Here is a 17,829-nt window from a genome sequence, read left to right as displayed (position 1 = left end):
TGTTCTCATCAAAACCACAGGTTAACCGCTTCCATCCATTTATGGTGAGAGGAATAGGCTCAAATACAAGCAGAAATAAAACAAGGAAATCAGGAAGGAAGCAGAACATAATCTCTGTTAAACTTGACCCGTAACATCGCTTGCACTAACTTTGGTAAGTTGACAGACGATTCGCAGCATCTGTAATTTTCTTTAACCTCAACCTAAGGCAATGACAAGGGCTAACCTAAAAACTATCACGCTGCTCCTAATTGGTGGAATTCTTTTCTCTTGTGCAAGAGTAAAACCTCCTACTGCAGAGAAAATACCCCACATGATGGTTACTATGGGAGACACGCGGGTTGATCCATACTTTTGGATGAACGAGCGCAACAACCCAATGGTTCTTGCCAATCTCAAGGCCGAAAATGTCTACACCGATGCAGTGATGAAGCCAACCGAACATCTTCAAGAAAAACTCTTCAACGAAATGAAGGAAAGAATAAAGGAGGAGGATGCAACCGTGCCATACTTCTACAAAGATTTCTATTACTATACACGATTTGAGAAAAATCAGGAATATCCCATATACTGTAGGAAGAGAGGTAGTTTGGCTGCACCCGAAGAGGTATTACTCAACGTGAATGACCTCGCTAAAGGACATAGTTTTTGTGATGTAGCCGATTTATCGGTGAGTACCAACAACCATATTTTAGCCTATGGTATAGACACATTGAGTAGGCGGAAATACACCATTTATTTCAAGGACCTTGAATCGGGTAAGCTCCTTCCAACAAAAATTGCGAACACCACCGGGGAAACAGTTTGGGCAAACGACAACAACACCATTTTTTATAGTATCAAAGACGAGTCTCTACGTCCCTTTAAAATCCTTAAGCATAAATTAACAACAACCAACGAAGCGAATGACAAGCTCGTGTTTTACGAGAAGGACTCAACGTTTGACCTTTCTTTGGATAAATCCAAGACTGACAAGTTCGTCTACATCGTATCATTCTCAACCATGTCAACGGAATATCAATACGTAGATGCCAACACCCCAGATATGCCATTTACGGTTGTTCAACCTCGAGAGCGAGACCTCCTCTATTCCGTCCAAGACTTTGGAAATAAGTTTTACATCATAACCAACCTTGATGCTCAAAATTTCAGGCTGATGGAAACGCCTATTGCAGCTCCTCAAAAGCAGCACTGGAAAGAGGTAATTCCCCACCGAACTGACGTTCTTCTCGAAAATATCGACATTTTCAAAAACTATTTAGTAGTCCAAGAGCGCAAGCAAGGGTTGGCAAACATTAGAATAATTAACTGGAAAACAAAAGCGGAAAAAACAATAACTTTTGGTGAAGAAACCTATACCGCCTATCTTGACTACACCCCAAACTTCAACAGCGACAAAGTCCGATATAGCTACACTTCTTTAACAACACCAAACTCAACTTATGAAGTGAACATGAACACGGGTGTGAAGGAGTTGCTAAAGCGGCAAGAGATACTTGGGGGCAAATTCAAACCTGAAAACTATGAAGCAAAAAGGTTGTGGGCCAAAGCTCCAGACGGAACCATGATCCCAATAAGCATTGTTTATCGCAAGGGTATAAAACTTGATGGCTCCAACCCAACTCTTATTTATGGCTATGGTTCATATGGATTCACGATTGACCCATACGTTAGTGCCTCCTACCTTAGCCTTCTCGACCGTGGTTTTGTCTATGCCATTGCTCATGTCCGTGGCGGACAGTTTCTTGGCCGGCAGTGGTATGAAGATGGTAAACTTCTCCATAAAAAAAACACATTCACCGACTTTATCGCCTGTTCAAAATACTTGATACAACAAGGCTACACCAGTTCCAACAAACTATTTGCCGAAGGAGGTAGTGCAGGAGGCTTACTCATGGGTGCCATTGCTAACATGGATCCCAACATATACAAGGGAATAATTGCCGAAGTTCCCTTTGTTGATGTAGTTACAACCATGCTTGATGAAAGCATACCTCTAACCACCAGGGAGTTTGACGAGTGGGGTGACCCCAAAATAAAGAAATACTACGACTACATAAAATCATATTCACCCTACGACAACATTGAGAGGAAGGCGTATCCTAATATACTTGTAACCAGTGGTTTTTACGATTCTCAAGTGCAGTACTTTGAGCCGGAAAAGTGGGTTGCAAAGCTCCGCGATATGAAAACGGACAACAACCTCTTGCTTTTCAAAATTGACATGAATGCTGGACATGGTGGTGCATCGGGACGGTTCAAGTCGTTGCACGAAGTTGCTTTCAACTACGCATTCATGCTTCATCTTCTTGGAAAAGACGAGTAAGCCGTTAACGCAAATAAAATAGGGAGGATGCCTTATGGCTACCCTCCCTTTAATATTTTTACAAACGCTTAACTAGGCTTATTCGTCACAGAACTGGACCAGCATATTTCTATAGGCCGAGAATATTTTCGACTTTGAAACAAATCCTTGGTATTCACCCTTAGTAACAACTGGTAAATTCCAAGCTCCAGTCTCCTCAAATTTCTTCAATACCGATTCCATCGGTTCATCAAGGCTCACCCATTCGGGCGGGAGGGTCATAAACTCCTTTACCAGCATGGTATGGTAAAGTTCAGGATCAAACATGATATGGCGAATATCATCGAGCAGCACAATACCAAGAAGCAGCTTATCATCATCCAGAACGGGGAAAAGGTTCCGTTTCGATTTAGAAACTATTTTCACCAGCTCACCTAAAGTATCGTTGGGGTTAACCGGTAAGAAATCATTTTCGACCACTTTGTCTAATCGAAGCAAGGTGAGCACCGCCTTGTCCTTGTGATGCGTAATAAGGTCGCCCTGTTGAGCCAACCTCTTGGTATACAACGAGTGAGGCTCAAAGTAAATAATGGTAATGTAGGCAAGTGTGACAGTAATTGCCAGCGGAGCAATCATTTCGTAACCACCCGTAATTTCAGCTATTAAAAACATTGATGTCAGCGGTGCATGCATTACCCCCGACATCATACCGGCCATGCCAACCATTGCAAAGTTAACCACAGAAACCTGCACAAAGCCAGTAGCATTTATGATAGTTGCTACGACAAATCCAGCCACACCACCCATGAATAGGGATGGTGCAAATATACCACCAACACCACCAGCGCCATTAGTAAATGCCATAGCTAAAACCTTTAGGAACAGCACTAGCGTTAAGAAAATGACGGTTATCCAAAAATTATCTCGGTAGGCATAGAAAAAAGTGTTTTCAAAAACGTTTACTGCATGACCATTAAAAAAGGCCTCTAGCGTATCGTAACCCTCTCCATAAAGTGGCGGAAATAAAAAGATAAGAAGCCCCAATGCGGCTCCAGCAATTAGCAACCGTTTTACCCAGCTATCAATTTTAGATAGGCTGCGTTCAATTTTTAACGTTGTTTCGGTGAAGTAATAGGCAACCAAACCACAAACCACTCCCAAGATAATGTATAATGGAATGTTGGACATGTGAAAGGGTTCCAGAAGATTCTCCTCAAAAGGAACCTGGCTTCCAAGCAAAAAACTTGAAATGGTAGCAGCGGAAACCGCTGATATAAGTAGGGGTATAATAGATGCCATGGTAAGGTCAAGCATAAGCACCTCTAAGGTGAATACCAAACCTGCCAGCGGAGCTTTAAAAATCCCTGCAATTGCTCCAGCAGCACCACAACCTACTAATAGCGTTATTTTTTTGTAGTCGAGACCCAAATATTGTCCCACCTGCGAGCCCAAAGCTGCACCGGTAAGCACAATCGGTGCCTCAGAACCTACCGAGCCTCCGAAACCGATGGTTAGGGACGAGGCCACCATCGATGTGTAAGTATTGTGCCTCTTTAGGCGGGAGTCGCGGCGCGATATGGCATACAAAATGCGTGTTATGCCATGCGAAATATTATCCTTGACAAAGTACTTAACAAAAAAAACGGTAAGCAAAATACCTAGCATTGGGTAGGCAAGAAATAGCAAACTCCCATGATCGATAGGAATCCAACTGATAAGAAGGTGCTGTATTAGATGAATGAGGTTCTTGAGAATAACAGCAGCCAACCCGCTTAAGATACCTACAACAAAACTCAAAATAAGGATTAACCGCTTTGGCTCAGTCCGACGTAGCACAAAGAGCAATCTTATAAACACACTTTTTACCCTTATCATATTAGGAACAGCACAGATTGCAGATTAAAAATTTGAAACAGCAAAGGTAGCATTATCAAACCAATTTGTGAATATGTTACCCGACATGCTCACGTGATGCCTGAGGTCCCAACACTATTATTTTAGTAAGTTTGCAAAAAAACTAACCATGGCAAACAAAATCTGTACCCTCTTTGGTATAAAATATCCTATCATCCAAGGTGGAATGGTTTGGTGCAGCGGCTATAAGCTTGCCACCGCAGTTAGCCAAAGCGGAGGTCTTGGCCTCATAGGCGCTGGCTCCATGCATCCCGACACCCTGCGAGAACACCTTCAAAAGGCGAAACAAGCAACTCAAAATCCATTTGGTGTAAACATACCGCTCCTCTACCCTGAAGTGGAAAAGTTAATAGACATTGTCATAGAGGAGAAAGTTAAAATTGTTTTTACCTCTGCTGGAAATCCAAAAACGTGGACTTCAAAGCTAAAAGAGAATGGTGTTACGGTAGTGCATGTAGTATCGAGCGCCAAGTTTGCAAAGAAAGCTGAGGAGGCCGGCGTAGACGGCATTGTAGCTGAAGGCTTTGAAGCAGGAGGTCACAATGGCAGGGAGGAGACCACCACTTTGACCCTCATTCCAGCCGTACGCAGAGCAACAAATCTTCCACTTCTGGCAGCAGGTGGAATTGGTACTGGAGAAGGAATACTGGCTGCCATGCTTCTGGGTGCCGATGGCGTTCAAATCGGGTCGGCATTTGCCGTTGCAAAAGAATCCTCTGCTAGTCCCGCATTCAAGCAAAAAGTAATTGACATTACCGAGGGAGACACCATGCTTTGTCTCAAAAAGTTAGCACCAGTAAGGCTGATAAAAAATGCTTTCTTCGAAAGTGTAACTCAGGCTGAAGCGAATGGAGCCAAGGCTGAAGAACTATCGCAGCTGCTTGGAAAGGGGAGAGCAAAAAAAGGTATCTTTGAGGGTGATATGGTGAACGGAGAATTGGAAATAGGACAAATCTCCGCGCTTCTTACCGAAATACTTCCAGCAGGTGAAATCTTTGGCAAGTTGCTTCACGATTACAAAGTAGCATTTTACGATTTGACCAACAGTAGCAAATACAACTTTACTCATTAACGCATGATCGAATTCGAAAAAAAAATACTTTCCAACGGTTTAACTGTTATTGTACATACCGACAACTCGTCACCACTCGTTGCCGTGAACATTGTTTACAATGTTGGTTCAAAGGATGAGGCTCCGGACAAAACTGGGTTTGCCCACTTGTTTGAGCACCTTATGTTTGGTGGCTCGGTTAACATTCCATCCTACGATGAACCATTACAGCTGGTGGGTGGCGAAAACAATGCCTTTACCAACAACGACCTTACCAACTACTACATAACACTTCCCAAGGAAAATATAGAAACTGCATTTTGGCTAGAGTCCGACCGTATGCTAAGCCTTGCCTTCTCCAAAAAGAGTTTGGAGGTTCAGCGAAACGTCGTTATTGAAGAGTTCAACCAGCGCTACTTAAACCAACCGTACGGTGATGTCTGGCTATTGCTCCGCCCACTTGCTTACAAGGTGCATCCTTACCAGTGGGCAACCATTGGCAAATCAGTGGATCACATTAGAGATGCCTCGCTCGAGGACGTGAAAAACTTTTTCTTCTCGCACTATGCACCCAACAATGCCATTCTTACGGTGGCAGGTGATGTAAACCCAGAAGAGATTTTTAGCCTTGTAGAAAAATGGTTTGGAAACATTGAGCATCGCAACGTTAAACCACGCAACCTACCCCCTGAGCCAGAACAAGCGGAGGCTCGACACCTCAAGGTTACCAGGGATGTACCCTACTCTTCCATTTACATGGCCTTTCCTATGTCGGGTAGAAAAAACAGGGATTACCAAGTTACAGATCTAATATCCGATATTCTTTCGAACGGAAAGTCCTCAAGGCTGTTTGTTAACTGTGTTCAAAACAGACAACTTTTTTCCGAAGTAAATGCCTTTATTACTGGCGATATTGACCCGGGATTGCTGGTTGTTACTGGACGTTTAGCCGATGGAGTTACTATGGAGACGGCAGAGCAAGCGCTGTGGGATGAACTTTTTGGAATGAGCACCAATCCACCATCAGACTATGAGCTGCAAAAGGTAAAAAACCGATTTGAATCAAGCATCATGTTTTCGGAGGTAACCATTCTTTCCAAAGCAATGAACCTTGGATTTTATGAGCTACTTGGTGATGCAGACATTATCAACCACGAGGTAGAACTATACCAAAACATTACCGTTGCCGACATCGTCCGCGTTTCACAAAGCATCTTTAAAACGGAGAAGTGTTCTATCCTCTATTATTTACCTGAAACAAACTCAAACGACCGCCATGCTCAATAGAATTATAGCCCCCATTTTCTCCCTACCTGAATCACTGGATATAATTTCTAGCCATAGCCATACGCTGAGCAATGGAATTCCTGTTCACATGGTGGAAGGAGGCACGCAGGATGTGCTGCGAATTACCTTTTTGTTTAATGCTGGAACGCGCTACCAAACTAAACCTTTGGTTGCAGCCACGACCCTATCGATGCTCACAGAAGGAACAAAAAGTCACACGGCCAATCAGCTAGCAGAATTGTTGGAATACCATGGAGCCTATACCGATCAAGGCATTGACCGCGACAAAGCAGGAATCTCGCTATACTGTTTGGGGAAGTATGTACCGAATCTCCTACCATTGCTGCAGGAGATCCTTTTATACCCAACATTCCCTGCTAAACAGTTTGAAACTCTAACTAACAAGAGGATGCAGCAGCTAACTGTTGAGCGACAAAAGGTTGCCTATCTGGCAAGAGAGCAGCACCAAGCAATGCTTTTTGGTGAAAAGCATCCCTATGGTTCATATGCTACGCCAGAAAGCTATAGCAAACTTATGCTCGAGGATCTAGTCAATTTTCATAAAGAGTACTATAAGCCTGAAGAGTGTCTTATTATTCTAGCAGGAAAGTCGTGCCACCAGCAGATACCACTACTCGAACACTTTTTTGGCAATGCAGCATGGCTAAAGACAACGCCCGGCATGCCCAAACGCTTTCCCATTCCCTCATCGGCATCGGAAAAGCAGCTTACGTTTACAAAGGATAACGCTGTTCAAACGGCCATCAGAATAGGCAAAATTTCCATAACCCAAAATCATCCCGATTACGTAAAACTGAGTATTTTAATAACAGTTTTGGGTGGCTATTTTGGCTCACGATTAATGAAAAATATTAGGGAAGATAAAGGATACACTTACGGGATATACGCCTCACTTGTACCTTTCAAGGAAGCAGGAATAATTGTAATCAGCACTGAGGTCGGAAAACAGTATCAGCAAGACACCATCGATCAGGTGATGAAAGAAATTGAACGCTTGCGGACTGAAAAAATTTCTGATGAAGAGTTAGTCCTAGTTAAGAACTACATAGCGGGAGAGATGATTCGCAGCGTGGACGGCCCAATGGCGCTGTCAGAAATTCTTGAAAGTTTGAGTATGTTTGATCAAGATTTTAGCTACCTTACAGAGGCTTATAAGGAGACGGCGGCTGTCACTGCAGATGAGCTATTACTGCTTGCCCAGCAGTATCTTTCGCCCAACGATTTAAAAATTTGCATTGTAGGATAGTATGCCATGGAAGCACACCAAGCACAAGCATGGGTTCGCCGGCTAAACAAAAAAGTAACGAACCAAATTAGGGTTACAGCAGTAGCCCTGTTGTTGAGCGCCATTACGCAATGCGCTTTTGCGCAAAAACCTGATCCTCCAGTCTTTAAGTATATTACCAACAACCTCACCACTGGTCGTATTACCTTGGGGTGGAACCGAAGCCCAAGTCCCGATTCATTAATTTTCGGATATATTATCTACCATCTTGAAACAGACCAGCTCGGCAACATGGCCTATATTGCCATCGACTCAGTTGCTAGCAATGTTTTTACCTATACCGATATAAACGTTGATGGCTCCTTGAAGTCTGAAACCTACAAGATGGCGACCAAGGGAAAAACCGAACCAAGCAAACTCACCGATCTCCACACAACCATGTGGGGCATTACCCAGTATGACAGCTGCAAAGCCACCCTAAACATTCGATGGACTAGATACATTGGCTGGGGCAATCGCATCAAGCATTATTACGTTTACTCCAGCAATGGTGCTCAAAACTTCAATCCGAGCTCCCTTGTTAAAATAGCTACTGTAGCTGGCACCGATACCTCTTACGCATTGACAAATGCCACCGAAAACGAATGGTATCATTTCGCCATCTTGGCCGTCAAGGATGATGTCGATAGCATCTCCTCTTGGTCGAATCACTTTTCCAAGTTCACACACATGCCCCTTCCTCCCGCAACACTTGCCTTTGATTCTCTTGTTTCACTGGACACAAAGGTTAGGCTGCATTACAACATCGACAGTCAAACAGAGGTGACCAATTTTGAAATTTTCAGGAGCGATAATCTCGCAAACTTATTCAGCAACATTCATACCTTCTCCGACAAGTTTGAGGTTGAATTTACTGACCAAAATTTGGCTAGAGGACGAACATACTACTACTATCTCACCGCCACCAACGCATGCGGCAACGTGGTAGCAAAATCGGACACTGCCCGTAGTGAATCGTTAACCATACGCAATGCCGGCGAACAAAACATTCTCTTCTGGCTACCCTATCCAAGCCAGGGCGGAACTTACAGCTACTCAGTATGGCGTAAAACCTCCGTCGATCCTGACTTTATTGAACTTGCCAACAACCTTTCCATTGAAACTTACACCGACGATCTCACATCGCTCAAAGGTCAAAACATGGCCCCTGAGGTGTGCTACAAAATTGAAGCACACTGGCAAAAGAACAATATTCAAACTATTAGCCAATCTCAAGTTAAGTGTGCGGTTATTACACCCGACATAATAATGCCCGATGCAATTGACCCATTGAGTGAGATGATAAATCCGACCACCAATAAACGGCGCAATAGATTCGAACCAATTATTGGTTTTACGGCAGATTTCACGCTTCAGGTTTTCGACCGTAACGGAAAGCTTCTTTACGATGGAACAACCGGTTGGGACGGGCGTATTAACCATGGAGAATTTGCAAGACCAGGATCTTACATTTACTTGCTAAAAGTGACTCTCCCTAATGGTGATGTGGTGGAAAAAAACGGAACCGTGAATGTTGTTTACCGTAAACAGTAATATTTTGCGAGCCTTACCAAGAATATGAAATTACAAGTTAGTGATGAGCATTCTCTCCAAACTGAAAGTGAACGCAAGCTGATTCAGGAACAGTTTGAAGACCTTTTAAAATCTTGCGTTCGGTGCAATTCAGAAGAAGATGTAAAGCTGATAACCAAAGCCTTCAATCTTGCCAACGAAGCACACAGGGGAGTTAGACGGAAATCGGGCGAGCCTTATATTCTGCACCCAATTGCAGTCGCAAAAATTTGTGCTCAAGAAATTGGCCTAGGAGCTAAATCTGTTACTGTTGCTCTTCTGCATGATGTAGTGGAAGATACCGAGTATTCGCTTGAGGACATGCGCAACATGTTTGGCGATAAGATTGCCTCACTCATTGACGGGCTTACCAAAATATCTGGGGTATTTGACAAAAACTCCTCCCTCCAGGCAGAAAATTTTCGCAAAATGCTGCTCACCCTTACCGACGATGTAAGGGTAATGCTCATAAAGTTGGCCGATCGGTTGCACAACTTGCGCACTCTTGGATTCATGCCAAGACATAAGCAGATTAAAATTGCCAACGAAACAGTCTACCTCTATGCCCCAATTGCTCACCGACTCGGCCTCTATGCCATTAAAACAGAGTTGGAGGACCTAAGTCTGAAGTATCGATTCCCAGACATTTATGAGGAGATAAAAAACAAAATTGCTGAAAGCGAAAAAAGTCGCCTGCAGTTTATCAACAAGTTCTCGCTTCCCATTATTCAAAAATTAGAGGAAAGCAGTATTGAGTTTGAGATAAGCGGCCGACCCAAAAGCATCTACTCCGTTTGGAAGAAGATGCAAACCAAGAATGTTCCATTTGAGGAAATATACGATCTATTTGCTATCCGCATCATTTTCGATCCCTATCCAGGTATTCCTGAAAAAACGCAATGTTGGCATATATACTCCATAATAACCGACATCTATAAGCCAAAACCAGATAGGCTTCGCGACTGGGTAAGCACCCCAAAGGCAAACGGCTACGAAGCGCTCCATCTCACAGTTATGGGACCAGGAGGCACGTGGGTTGAGGTGCAAATCAGGTCGAGGCGTATGGACGACATTGCCGAAAGAGGATTTGCCGCACACTGGAAGTACAAGGAACACGTATCCTATGAATCGGAGATTGACAAGTGGATTACTCGAATAAAGGAAACCCTTTCGAGCCCTCAATCGAACGCCCTAGAATTCCTCGACGAGTTTAAGCTCAACCTTTTCGCTGCTGAGATATATGTATTCACACCTAAAGGGGAAACCAAAACACTTCCCGCAGGTGCCACTGCGCTCGATTTTGCTTACGAGATTCACTCCGAAATAGGCAACAGGGCAATTGGCGCCAAGGTGAATCACAAGTTGGCTGCCCTCAGCCAAACTCTGCAGAGCGGTGACCAAGTAGAAATTCTTACCGCAGAGTTGCAACGGCCACAGCGAGAATGGTTGGAATTTGTCGCAACTGCCAAAGCTAAGCAGGCCATCAAGAATTCGCTTAAGGCGGATACGAAAAATAGAATTGGAGTTGGCAAGAAGATGCTTGAGGAGAAACTTCTTGAAAATGGTGTAAAGCCAAGTAGCCGTGTATTTCGAAAGCTTCTTCCTGCCTACGAATGTCTCTCCAAAGATGAGCTTTACAGTAAGCTTGGCGCCGGCATTATTAACCTTGATGACCTGAAGAAGATCCTCAAAAAGAACGCCCAGAACAAATGGATTCGTTACTGGAGCCTATCACTTTTCAACAACCCCAGAAAGCGCAAAATTTCTGAGGCGGCAACCCCCACCATGCCCACAAAAATCGATAAAAAAACACCATTTCTTCTAAAAGACATCTCCGACGACAACCTCGATTATCGCATTGCTCAATGCTGCAACCCCATTCCCGGTGACGACGTCATTGGCTTCATCGACAGCGATGGGAAAGTTTCTGTTCATAACACCAAGTGCTCCGAGGTAGTAAGGCTCTCCTCACAATATGGTGACCAAATGCTTACCGTGAAGTGGACTACTCATAAAATCCTCTCCTTCCTTACAAGCATAGAGATTCGAGGAATCGACCGCATAGGAATTGTTGCAGAGCTTACCAAGGTAATATCTGACGAATTAAACGTAAATATTCGCAAGCTCCACATCGATAGCCATGATGGAATTTTTGAAGGTTTTATCGACCTCTATGTTCATAGCGCTAGCGACCTGAACAATCTTATAATGAACGTCATGAAAATCAAGGGTATTGATGCCGTAAAGAGAATCGAAAAGATAGAAGATTGATCAAAACTATGCTGCCCTCGCTAAACTTTTTGTAAATATTTGGTGTTCTTTCTTTAAATAAATCTAAATTAGCATTAGGTTTGTAGTGACATTACTACATTCGGATATTGAAAAGCAGGAGCAACGCCATGATTTGCATCGATTCCAAAGAAACAGTAAAAAAGATTTTCACCGACTTTCTTGAAAAACGTGGCCACCGAAAGACTCCGGAGCGGTTTGCCATCTTGGATGAGATTTACTCTCGCGATGGGCACTTTGATATTGAGACTCTCTACATCTTCATGAAGAATAAGAATTACCGGGTCTCAAGAGCAACTCTCTATAACACCATCGAGCTACTTCTGGAATGTAGCCTAGTTACCAAGCATCAGTTTGGCAAAAACATGGCCCAATTCGAGAAAGCATACGAATGCCGCCAGCACGACCATCTTATATGCACCAACTGTGGCGCAGTTATTGAGTTTTGTGACCCCCGAATTCAGGAAATTCAGGAAACGGCAGGCAGCCTTATGAACTTCAGAATTTCTTACCATTCCCTATACTTTTATGGGCTCTGCAAGGATTGCATGGACAAGAAAAAATGACGATCATCTAGATCTCAGGTCTTTGCTAGTCCTAAAAGATACATCCCTTTACCCTGCTCAAAAACATGCTGGCAATTTGACAAAAAATCGCTAACTTGGGCTGCAATTCCCAACGGAATAGTGTTGAAGATCAGGCACTAACGCGAATAAATCATAAGAAAGCCTCCATATTAACAATCGTTGGACCAATTGCACAGTTTCTATTGTTAGCAATTAGAGTTACACCATACTAATAACAGAGTTGAGAATGAAAGTAGATGTTCTTCTTGGCCTCCAATGGGGGGACGAGGGTAAAGGTAAAATTGTGGATGTGCTTGCTGGGCATTACGATGTTATTGCACGTTTTCAGGGAGGTCCTAATGCAGGACACTCGCTTGAGTTTAACAACATTAAACATGTGCTACACACTATTCCTTCAGGCATTTTCAGGCCGGGGGTGGTAAATCTCATTGGTAATGGAGTGGTGATAGACCCAGTAATATTTGCTGATGAAATCAGCAAACTGCAGGCAATGGGGGTAGTACCCGAGAAAACGCTCTACATCTCAAAAAAGGCCCACCTAATACTGCCAACTCATCGGATACTCGATGCCGCATCTGAAGCGGCCAAAGGGAAAACTAAGATTGGATCAACGCTCAAAGGAATAGGCCCAACCTACATGGACAAAACAGGCCGAAACGGGCTTCGCATTGGGGATATTCTTTCTAAAAATTTTGCTGAGAAGTATGCCTTTCTTACTAACAAGCACAAAGATCTTCTTCGCCAATACAACTACGACTACGACCTCTCCGAATACGAAACACAATGGATGCAAGGCATTGAGGTAATTAGATCGATGATGTTGGTAGACAGTGAATACGAGATAAACCGCCATTTGGAGAATAATAAAACCATTCTTGCCGAAGGTGCTCAAGGTTCGCTCCTCGATATCGACTTTGGCTCCTACCCCTATGTCACCTCTTCAAATACAGTATGTGCAGGTGCTTGCACTGGTCTCGGAATTGCACCAAACAGGGTTGGTGAAGTCTTTGGAATCTTTAAAGCTTACTGCACTCGAGTTGGTAGCGGGCCATTCCCAACCGAGCAAGAAAATGCCACTGGCGAGCAACTTCGGAAAATTGGAGCAGAATTTGGTGCTACTACTGGTCGCCCTCGCCGCTGTGGCTGGCTCGATTTGGTAGCCCTCAAATACGCCATCATGCTCAACGGTGTTACCCAGCTAATTATGACCAAGGCCGATGTGCTTGACTCCTTCCACACTATTAAAGTTGCAGTTGCCTACAAGGTCGATGGTAAGGAAACCCAAGAATTGCCCTACGATATCGAGGCTAAAATTGAACCTGTTTATAAGGAATTCAAAGGTTGGGATACCCCGATAGCTTCATTTCATGAAGTTTCCAAACTACCTCAAAATTTGATGGAGTATGTTAAGTTTATTGAGGCTGAGACTAAGGTTCCCATAACCATTATATCGGTTGGACCAGACAGGGAAGCCACTATATTTCGACCTAAAGAATAGACCAAAATCAATATTTGGATGAAAAAGGAGCGGGCTTAACCCGCTCCTTTTTCATATGCTCATCTAAATTTCTTTACAGGAGCAGAATGTCTTACAAATAATATTGAAACAAAAAAAGTTTTATGTGACGGTTGAGATAAAGTAGGAAATCTCCCTGCAAAATCTTCTCAACGCTTCACAAAGCACTTTCCATTTCGGGCAAGTTGGAATTTTTGGTTTCACTTGCAGTAATCTAATTATAAACCAACAATAGTATTTTTATCCAATTAACAATTAGCAATTTACATCATTCTTCAATACGTCTCTACCCTCGCCTAGGCTTGTATTTCAATGTTTTCAAGGTTGGGAAACTTTAGTGTAATAATAGGTTTTGCTTCAATTTATTTTCTAAATTTACCAACCAAAAATTAACAATTAACTGATGTATTTATGGAACACCTGATTACTACATTACGCGACTCGAAAAAGGCGAGGTGGACCGCGCTGATAATAGTATCGCTATCAATGTTTGGTGCATACTATTTTAACTATGCCCTTTCGCCGGTTAAGCCGATGCTGGAGAGCATTTTAGGATGGAACAGCTCCGACTTCGGGATATATACCTCCTCCTACACCTGGTTCAACGTTTTCCTGTTCATGCTGATCTTCAGCGGAATTATCCTCGATAAGATGGGCATCCGCTTTACCGGTATTATGGCCACCCTAATGATGGTTATTGGCACCGGGCTTAACTACTGGGCGCTGATACACGTGTTCCCCGATGGCGCCATGATTTTTGGAATTAAAACGCAGGTAGTAATCTCCGCAATTGGGTTTGGAATCTTTGGCGTTGGGTCAGAGGCGGGAGGAATCACCGTTTCCAAGGCTATTGTAAAGTGGTTTAAGGGCAAGGAGATGGCCCTGGCCATGGGTATGCAGATGTCCATTGCCCGTTTGGGAACCGCCGTTGCGCTTGGCATTGCCTTGCCGCTGGCAACAACCTACTCCTACTCCTCTCCAGTATTGCTAGCGTTTGTATTCATGCTGATTGCGCTAACCGCCTTCATCATCTACATGGTTATGGATAAGAAGCTGGATGCTTCGCTAGCCCAGAGCAGCAACGGAAACGATGCGGAGGAGGCTTTCGAGCTGAAGGATATCCTCTTCATCATAAAGAACAAGGGCTTCTGGTATATCGCCATCCTCTGCGTGCTGTTCTACTCGGCCGTGTTCCCGTTTTTGTTCTACGCAACCGACTTGATGATTAACAAGTACCACGTTAACCCCAACCTGGCAGGCGCAATTCCGGCCTTGCTCCCCTTTGGTACCATCTTCCTCACCCCCCTGTTTGGAACTTTCTACGACAAGAAGGGAAAGGGGGCAACAATCATGATTATTGGAGCGCTGATACTGATTTTTGTTCACGGTATCCTCACCGTTCCTTTCCTAAATGCATGGTGGCTGGCAGCAGCAATGGTAATCATCCTTGGAATCGGTTTTTCGTTGGTTCCGGCCGCCATGTGGCCTTCGGTTCCCAAAATTATTCCTGAAAGGCAGCTCGGAACCGCGTATGCGGTAATTTTCTGGATTCAGAATATTGGCCTGTGGGCAATTCCTTTGCTGTTGGGTGTAGTTCTGAATGCAACCAATCCGGAGGTAACCCCCAACAAGCTGGTTATAAAGGATGCCGTTGCAAGTGGTTACCTACAGGTGCTATCCGATAAAACTTACGGTCTTACCGGTAAGGAAATTACGCAGCTCGCCGAAAAAGCAAGCAGCCGCACCATCGATTCGCTGGTGCAAAATACCATATACGAGGCTGTTCCAACCTCATCGGTTGACATGGGAAGCCTAAAAAGCAGTATTGCTGCAAACACAGCTATCGCTCTGTCTGGTATTAACCAGGGAGAAGATAAAGGAAAGTTCAAGAAGGAAATCGAAATGAGAACAGCGGAAGCAATCTACCCAATAATTGCAAAAACTAAGTTGAACCTTCGGTACGATTACTTCTTCGATTTGGTAATTTTTACCTCGCTGAGCATACTCTCGCTGCTGTTTGCCTTCCTGCTTAAGGCAGAAGATAGAAAGAAGGGTTATGGTCTGGAGTTACCCAATATTAAAAACTAGCAAGCTAAGCAATTCATAAAAATTAAAAGCCCTGAAAGTTCAGGGCTTTTAATTTTTATCTCTTGAATGGAAAGGAAAATAAGGAACGGAATACCTTGATAGCCTACGCACAAAAAATACCATCATGCTACTATCTTAAAACTACAGACTCTCCAGTATCGGCTTTGGAGGTGACATTCCACCAGTATGAAAGTAAACGTGCCGTATTATTCATGCAATGATGACCAATGCTATCCTTGTTATGTATATACCATGCCCACTCAGAAACCGCATATTGTTTTCGCTTATTTAAAAAAAATCCCGACAATGTCGAAGGACAACGTCGGGAACAAAAACTGAACAAAAACTGAAAAAGCATTTAAATAGTCATTGACTAATTGGCAGAATAAACCCACATTTCCATTGGCGTTTCACTACCCTCATTTATACGCCTAATTTCCTTGAAGGCCGCAGAATAGTTGTTATACTTACCTATCGAAACTAAGTTAAAACCATTAGGTGAGGTTACTATGGTTGTTTTATAGCCCATTGTCTCTACCTCTTTTGCAAAGGAAGTTGCGTATTGTCCAACCTTAAAGCTGCCAATGATAACATGAAAACCTTGCAACTTAGCCTTTTCAGCAGCATCAGCCGAATCAGCTGCTTCCTTAGCAGCCTTCTCTGCTTCCATCCGCTGAGCCTCTACACGCTTAAGTGAATCGGCACGTATGCTATCCACCCTAGCTGCTGCAGCCATTTCGCTATTCTTATCTTTAATCCACCCCTTTTTCTTCATGTAATTACAACTTCCTAGCCCCGCAAACAAGGAGGCAACGAGGATTATTGTCACAATTCTTTTCATGGTCAAGTCAATTATAGTGATGAACTAAATACGAAACTAGGTAAATTTAAGAACAATGTTAAATATTTCATCTTTAAACCTTAAAAAAAGTGCAATAAATTAAAAATTAGTTCTCAAATGGCTGTTGTTTTGTAAAATCGGGAGTATAGGTGAAAGCGCTTTCCATATCTTGCATCCAACCTTTATGAAGCCCACATGCATAAAAATGCTCCACAACACTAGCATAATCCTGTTGGCTAAGCAGGCAATTTAATGGACTATCAGAAGGTAAGCTTAAAGGTGGAACAAATTGTGCCATAAGCGAAACATGAACATTTACAGATATTTCCTCTGCTATGTAATCAAGCACGTGCCTGCTATTCTCAATGTAACCAGGTAATACCAAATGGCGAATAATCAGGCCGCTTTCAGCAACATTGTGCTCATCGAGGCTCAGGTAACTCCCCTTTTGGCGATACATTTCTTTTAATGCCGCAGATGCTACCGTAAAATAGTTCGGCACATTCGACAGGAGAGCGCCAAGATCGTTGGAAGCATACTTAATATCTGGTAGGTAAATATCTACTATTCCTTCAAGCTCTTTTAAAGTATCTACACTATCGTATCCGTTGGTATTGTATAAAATTAGAGGTTGCCTATTTCGCCTATGCAGCTCTTCTACTATGTTCACCATAGCTATAACCTGATGCGATGGCGATACAAATCCAACTATGGTAGCCCCCTTATCGAGCAAACGCTCAATTTCATCGGAAGCTTTCGAAACCGTATAGGCAGAGCCTTCCTTTATCTTGTTATTGCTAATCTGGTAGTTCTGGCAATAAATGCACTGCAAATTGCAATGTTGGAAAAAGACGTTACATACCCCTACCTCTCCAGAGAGCACCGGCTCCTCTCCATGATGAAGGCAAACGGAGGATATTCCTGGATCAACAGATGATTGGCAATATCCTAAGTCATGTAACGACCTATCGGCACCACACCTTCTAGGACATAGGATACAACCCCTTTCATAGGTTAATTGCATAGACATATAATTCATGCAAAAATAGTATATTACCACCTTCTTTCGAAAAATAGAAATTAATTAACCCTTG

12 protein-coding genes are annotated in these 17,829 nt (G+C 43.3%); 9 read left to right on the top strand and 3 right to left on the bottom strand.

The genetic code is table 11. The features are described from left to right. Positions 1 to 211 precede the first annotated feature (211 nt). Positions 212 to 2,326, top strand: coding sequence for a S9 family peptidase (locus tag VMW01_15945; GenBank protein HUW07742.1), 2,115 nt, complete (start codon positions 212 to 214; stop codon positions 2,324 to 2,326). Between the two features lie 78 nt (positions 2,327 to 2,404). On the opposite strand, the gene VMW01_15940 is transcribed toward VMW01_15945, so the two are convergent. After that, complete coding sequence (locus VMW01_15940) at positions 2,405 to 4,180, bottom strand: chloride channel protein (GenBank protein HUW07741.1); 1,776 nt, start codon at positions 4,178 to 4,180, stop codon at positions 2,405 to 2,407. Between the two features lie 148 nt (positions 4,181 to 4,328). On the opposite strand from VMW01_15940, the gene VMW01_15935 reads away from it, so the two are divergent. The 8 genes from VMW01_15935 to VMW01_15900 all read left to right on the top strand — a co-directional run bounded on the left by VMW01_15935 (position 4,329) and on the right by VMW01_15900 (position 15,894). Then, complete coding sequence (locus VMW01_15935) at positions 4,329 to 5,291, top strand: nitronate monooxygenase (GenBank protein ID HUW07740.1); 963 nt, start codon at positions 4,329 to 4,331, stop codon at positions 5,289 to 5,291. Positions 5,292 to 5,294: 3 nt separating this feature from the next. After that, positions 5,295 to 6,557, top strand: coding sequence for a pitrilysin family protein (locus VMW01_15930; protein HUW07739.1), 1,263 nt, complete (start codon positions 5,295 to 5,297; stop codon positions 6,555 to 6,557). After that, entirely contained in the window at positions 6,547 to 7,824 is a 1,278-nt protein-coding gene (locus tag VMW01_15925; GenBank protein ID HUW07738.1) for a pitrilysin family protein, read from the top strand. Before VMW01_15930 ends, VMW01_15925 begins: the two co-directional genes overlap by 11 nt. A gap of 6 nt (positions 7,825 to 7,830) precedes the next feature. Then, entirely contained in the window at positions 7,831 to 9,396 is a 1,566-nt protein-coding gene (locus tag VMW01_15920) for a hypothetical protein (GenBank protein HUW07737.1), read from the top strand. 24 nt (positions 9,397 to 9,420) lie between these two features. Next, on the top strand, positions 9,421 to 11,685 hold the full coding sequence (locus VMW01_15915) for a bifunctional (p)ppGpp synthetase/guanosine-3',5'-bis(diphosphate) 3'-pyrophosphohydrolase (protein HUW07736.1): 2,265 nt from the start codon (positions 9,421 to 9,423) through the stop codon (positions 11,683 to 11,685). 107 nt (positions 11,686 to 11,792) lie between these two features. Beyond that, a complete protein-coding gene (locus tag VMW01_15910; GenBank protein HUW07735.1) occupies positions 11,793 to 12,269 on the top strand; it encodes a transcriptional repressor in 477 nt (158 codons plus the stop codon). A 247-nt stretch (positions 12,270 to 12,516) separates the two neighbouring features. Continuing rightward, positions 12,517 to 13,788: an adenylosuccinate synthase gene (locus VMW01_15905; GenBank protein ID HUW07734.1), complete on the top strand. Its 1,272-nt coding sequence runs from the start codon at positions 12,517 to 12,519 to the stop codon at positions 13,786 to 13,788. A gap of 429 nt (positions 13,789 to 14,217) precedes the next feature. Beyond that, complete coding sequence (locus VMW01_15900) at positions 14,218 to 15,894, top strand: MFS transporter (protein ID HUW07733.1); 1,677 nt, start codon at positions 14,218 to 14,220, stop codon at positions 15,892 to 15,894. Between the two features lie 373 nt (positions 15,895 to 16,267). On the opposite strand, the gene VMW01_15895 is transcribed toward VMW01_15900, so the two are convergent. Together VMW01_15895 and VMW01_15890 are read right to left on the bottom strand one after the other, a co-directional pair. Then, complete coding sequence (locus VMW01_15895) at positions 16,268 to 16,735, bottom strand: SPOR domain-containing protein (GenBank protein ID HUW07732.1); 468 nt, start codon at positions 16,733 to 16,735, stop codon at positions 16,268 to 16,270. 106 nt (positions 16,736 to 16,841) lie between these two features. After that, positions 16,842 to 17,759 carry a radical SAM protein gene (locus VMW01_15890; protein ID HUW07731.1) on the bottom strand — a complete coding sequence of 306 codons (918 nt, stop codon included), beginning with the start codon at positions 17,757 to 17,759 and terminating at the stop codon, positions 16,842 to 16,844. Positions 17,760 to 17,829: the final 70 nt, after the last annotated feature.

This window comes from Williamwhitmania sp., from assembly GCA_035529935.1.
Taxonomy (GTDB): Bacteria; Bacteroidota; Bacteroidia; order Bacteroidales; family Williamwhitmaniaceae; genus Williamwhitmania.
The sequence above is the reverse complement of the archived record's forward strand: the minus strand, read 5'-3'. Positions and strand labels throughout refer to the sequence as shown.